4 protein-coding genes are annotated in these 4,601 nt (G+C 49.4%); all 4 read left to right on the forward strand.

Going from position 1 to position 4,601, the window contains the following annotated elements:
* Nucleotides 1–339, forward strand: a 339-nt coding sequence (locus tag ACOJTG_RS17610) for a response regulator (RefSeq protein WP_420155020.1), incomplete at its 5' end; no start/stop codon positions are given.
* Between the two features lie 35 nt (nucleotides 340–374).
* Complete coding sequence (locus tag ACOJTG_RS17615; RefSeq protein WP_420155021.1) at nucleotides 375–806, forward strand: response regulator; 432 nt, start codon at nucleotides 375–377, stop codon at nucleotides 804–806.
* Between the two features lie 426 nt (nucleotides 807–1,232).
* On the forward strand, nucleotides 1,233–2,696 hold the full coding sequence (locus ACOJTG_RS17620) for a hypothetical protein (protein ID WP_420155022.1): 1,464 nt from the start codon (nucleotides 1,233–1,235) through the stop codon (nucleotides 2,694–2,696).
* Nucleotides 2,697–2,761: 65 nt separating this feature from the next.
* Nucleotides 2,762–4,573 carry a cytochrome c peroxidase gene (locus tag ACOJTG_RS17625; RefSeq protein WP_420155023.1) on the forward strand — a complete coding sequence of 604 codons (1,812 nt, stop codon included), beginning with the start codon at nucleotides 2,762–2,764 and terminating at the stop codon, nucleotides 4,571–4,573.
* The last annotated feature ends 28 nt before the right edge of the window (nucleotides 4,574–4,601 follow it).

Genomic DNA, 4,601 nt, shown 5'->3' on the forward strand with positions numbered 1-4,601 from the left:
CCGGGAGATCTCATTTTTGCAGAAGATGGAGAATTTGCCTGGGAGTTGTTACAGAATCAGGCGTTGGAACCTTCGCTGATTTTGCTCGATATTAATATGCCCCGGCTCAATGGCTTATCGCTGTTGACTCGGATTCGGGAAAATACGGCGTTGAAAGCTTTACCCGTTTTGATGTTTACTACTTCCGAACAGGAAGAAACCATCAAGAAAGCGTACGAGCAGGGAGCGAACAGCTACATTGTCAAGCCCCAGACGTATCAGGATTTAGCTCAAACCTGGAAGCAAATTTACGCGTATTGGGCTCAAATTATTGAATTACCATCTAAAGGTCTATTTTAAGTCACTGGCAGTTTTGCTTTTGAACCAAGATTATCATGAATGAAAAACCGTTAGTACTGGTCGTTGAAGATAACCCGGATCATCGGTTTATTATGAACTGGAGTTATGAAAAAAGTAATCAGCAATGCCGGTTACTTTTTGCCGAAGACGCGGAACAGGCGTTGTTGTATCTGGAAGACGTCAATCCCAGCTTTATGTTGTTGGATTACGAATTACCCGGAGAAAATGGATTTGAACTACTGGATCGGCTCCGGACTTCGCGACAGTGGAAGCACTTACCCGTATTGATGTGTTCCCACTGGGAAAACGAAGCGTTTATCAAAGAGGCTTACACCAGTGGCGTCAATGCCTTTGTCATCAAGCCCCAGAACCGCAAAGAGTATATTAATGTCTGGAATACGGTCTTTGATTTCTGGAACAGTCATAATCAACTGCCTAAGGCCCAGAGACCTCCCCGGTATTCATAAAAAAACTCCCTCATGAATCACGGGGGAGTTTCCTGCTTAACCTCTAAACCTATGGTTCAAAATTACACTTCTTCAAGCGGGGGTATGAAGCTTATTCTATGAACTGTACGCTTTATATGTCAAACGACAAAAATTGACGTATAAAGGGTTGTTCTTTCTTTTTTGTTTCTGCTCCTACTCCGGTTTTCTCCGGTAGTACTACCGCTCTTGCCAAACGATTTACGTTCCTGAAATAGGTTGGCATTCCTGCTCATAGATCTCATTTTTCAGGGGTTCATCAACACTTTCTTTCTGAGTTTGAAGACGCTTTCCTAACTATACTGATTGAAAAAACCTACCCTTTCCAAAGCTCATAAAACGATAAAACGTCCGTAATATTCAAGTAATACTGTAGGTGGATTTTTGTGGCTTCTCACCATATCTACCATGCAACGAGCATTAACTTCTACCGTTCTTCTGGGCCTGGCTCTCTGGTCTTGTACGGATCACTCCGATCCCGACAATTCCAATGCGGTGGTCTTACAAAACCACTCGGTTACTCCGGCCCTGCTGAAAAAACAGGCGGGCTTTGAATCTCTGGAATTATTTTCCCTGATCGGTTCGGACGACAAACTTCCCCAGTCGCCCGATTTCGTTTTTGGTGGTTCTGCGGATGGTTCCGGCCTGCTCAAAAATGCGGATGGAACGTTTTCCATGTTGATCAACCACGAAGACAACTTCGCCGTATCCCGCATTACACTCGACAAAACGTTTAAACCCGTAAAAGGCGAGTACATTCTTAACTCCGACGGTGGTCAGTACCGGCTGTGTTCAGCCACGATGGCTACTCCGAAGGAACATGGCTTTGGTCCCGTGTATCTGACCTGTGGCGAATCAAGCGAAGAGTCGCAAATCCACGCTCTGGATCCTTACAGTCCCGCTGGAGCCGCCAGTATGTCCCGGACGAAGTCGTCACTCGGTCGTCAGAATGCCGAGCAGGCTCTGCCCTTGCCCAAAACGGCTTTCCCCGGCAAAACGGTGATTATGGTAGGTGATGACGACAGCGGTACCAACGGTGGTCAGGTGTTCCTGTACGTAGCCGATCAGGTAGGTGATCTGGATAACGGTTCGTACTATACTCTTCGCCGCAAGGATCTGAATCAGCGAGAAATAGACATCAAACAGAACCAGAAGTATGCCGTTGAGTTCGTTAAAATCGAGAATCAGAAAACCCTGACGGGTCGTCAGATGAACGAAAAAGTGAATACGGAGCTGAAATCCATCCAATTCGGTCGCGTAGAAGACGTAGATTACCGCAAGGATGGTATCGGTCGGGAAGTGTACTTCAACGTAACGGGTCAAAACAATACGGGTGTGAATGCCGACTATTCCCGTACGAAATACGGCCGCACGTACCGCCTGACGCTCGATGCAAACAACCCGCTGGCGGGTCAGCTGGAAGTGATTCTCGACGGTGATGACCGTACAGGCAAGGCTAAAACGTTCCAGGATGTCGATAACCTTTGCGTAACGAAAAATTACGTGTACATCCAGGAAGATCCCAATGGCTACGGTGACGAAACGCACGATAGCTACCTCTATCAGTATAACATCGCTACGGGCGAGCTGAAAGTAGTATTCGAACTGGATCATCACCGCACGACTGCCGATAAGGAGAAATACAATCAGAATAGTACGGCCACGCAATTTGCCCTTTCCAAATTCGGTGATTGGGAGTACGGCTCACTGGTTGATATCTCCGAAGAAACGGGCAAAGAGGCCACCTTTATGCTGATGATTCAACCCCACAGCTGGCGTTCACCCGCTTACGCGGGCGTGGATGGTGGTAGCATCCGTAAAAACGAAAATCAGGCCAGTCAGGTCGTTATTATTCGTGGCTTACCTCGGTAATCATTCATGATTGTATAGAACCTATTCCTGCCGGGTACTCCGGCAGGAATTTCTGCTTTTTCCCCATGAAAAACCTTGGGCTTTTTCTTGCTTTCGTTGGCCTCAGTCTCGGCATCTGGTGGTCGTGCCAACCAAAACCCAGCCGGGCCGAACGCGTACAGTTTCAATTCCGGCAGGATATTGCGGGACTGGATTCGGCCGTCACTACCTTACTACAGGCCGTAACGCAAAAACGTCCCGCCGATGAATTGCAGCAGCGTTTTCGGCAGGCCCGACTGGCGTACAAACGCGTGGAATGGCTGACAGAATATTATTTCCCCGAAACGGCTAAGAACCTGAATGGTCCGGCTCTCGACGAATTCGAGGAAGCCGATAATCTCGTCATTCCACCCGAAGGCTTTCAGGTCATTGAAGAATACATATTCCCGGTGCTGGATACCGTTCACTACGCGGAGTTGCAACAGCACGTTCGCGTACTCAAGGCCAACCTGACGCGGCTTTCGTTTATGGATGGCTCCAATCAGCTTACCGACGCTCACATTTTTGACGCGGCCCGGCTGGAAATTTTCCGCATCATTTCCTTAGGAATCACGGGGTTTGACTCACCAGTCGCCCTGCATTCGTTGCCCGAAGCCCAAAGTGCCCTGGCAGCCCTGCGAGAACGGCTGGAACCCTATACGCAGGCTCTGGAAGCAGACTATCCCGACCAGGCCCGGCAAATTCACACTTTATTTATTAGTAGTGAACAACAACTGACCGGTTCGTTCAGTGCCTTTGATCGACTGGCCTTTCTGACGAATTTTCTGAATCCCTTGAGTTCAGCCTTGTACCAGGTTCAGTTATCTTTAAACATACAGCCCTTTGAGGAATCCCGTACGCTTCGTAGTACGGCCCGGACTTTTCAGGATACGGCTGGATTCAACGCGGAACATTTCGTATCGGTAGCCGCTCACCGCTCGACGCCCGAAAAAATTGCGTTGGGTCGGCAGTTGTTCTATGATGCCATCCTTTCCGGGAATCGCCAACGAAGCTGTGCTTCCTGCCACCAGCCCGACAAGGGTTTCAGTGACGGGCAAACCCGTAGTGCTTCGCTGTCGGGGGGCCTGCTGACGCGTAATACGCCCACGCTGTTGAATGCCGCCCTGCAAGCCCGCCTGTTTCACGATTCACGGGTGGTTTATCTGGAAGATCAGGCAACTGATGTGATTGGTAATCACGAAGAAATGCACGGCTCGCTGGACAAAGCCCTACTGGAGCTGCAACAAGACCCTAACTACCGCAAAGCTTTTGCCAAAGCCTATCCCGAAGGCATGACGACGCACGCCATCCGGAATGCACTGGCCGCCTACGAACGAACCCTGATTTCGCTGAACAGCCGTTTTGATCAGTACCTACGCGGTAATCCGCAGGCACTGAACGCGAGTGAAAAACGCGGGTTTAATCTTTTCGCCGGAAAAGCAAAATGTGCCACCTGCCATTTTCTGCCCCTGACGAATGGTACGGTTCCTCCCTTTTACGAAAAAGCGGAAAGCGAAGTGCTCGGCGTACCCGCTCAGGCCGGCTGGAAAAACCTGAGTCTGGATTCGGATGTAGGAAAGTACAATCTGACGGGTACCGACCTGCACCGCCATGCTTTCAAAACACCGACCGTCCGGAATGTAGCCCTAACGGCTCCGTATATGCACAATGGGGTGTACAAAACCCTCGAAGAAGTCGTGGAATTTTATGATCGGGGCGGTGGTCAGGGCCTGGGATTGACCGTACCCAACCAGACGCTGTCGGCCGATCCATTGAACCTAAGTACGCAGGAAAAGGCAGATCTGGTTCACTTTATGAAGGCTCTGACGGATGAATCGTTCCTTTCTTCCCGAAAATAAGTAATCTTAGTACTTACTGAATTGCCCT

Origin of the sequence: Siphonobacter sp. (assembly GCF_048595215.1) — a bacterium.
In the GTDB taxonomy this organism is placed as follows: domain Bacteria; phylum Bacteroidota; class Bacteroidia; order Cytophagales; family Spirosomataceae; genus Siphonobacter.

Coding starts and splice junctions, on each gene's coding strand:
- ACOJTG_RS17615 (WP_420155021.1), top strand. CDS start 375: ATGAATGAAAAACCGTTAGTACTGGTCGTTGAAGATAACCCGGATCAT.
- ACOJTG_RS17620 (WP_420155022.1), top strand. CDS start 1,233: ATGCAACGAGCATTAACTTCTACCGTTCTTCTGGGCCTGGCTCTCTGG.
- ACOJTG_RS17625 (WP_420155023.1), top strand. CDS start 2,762: ATGAAAAACCTTGGGCTTTTTCTTGCTTTCGTTGGCCTCAGTCTCGGC.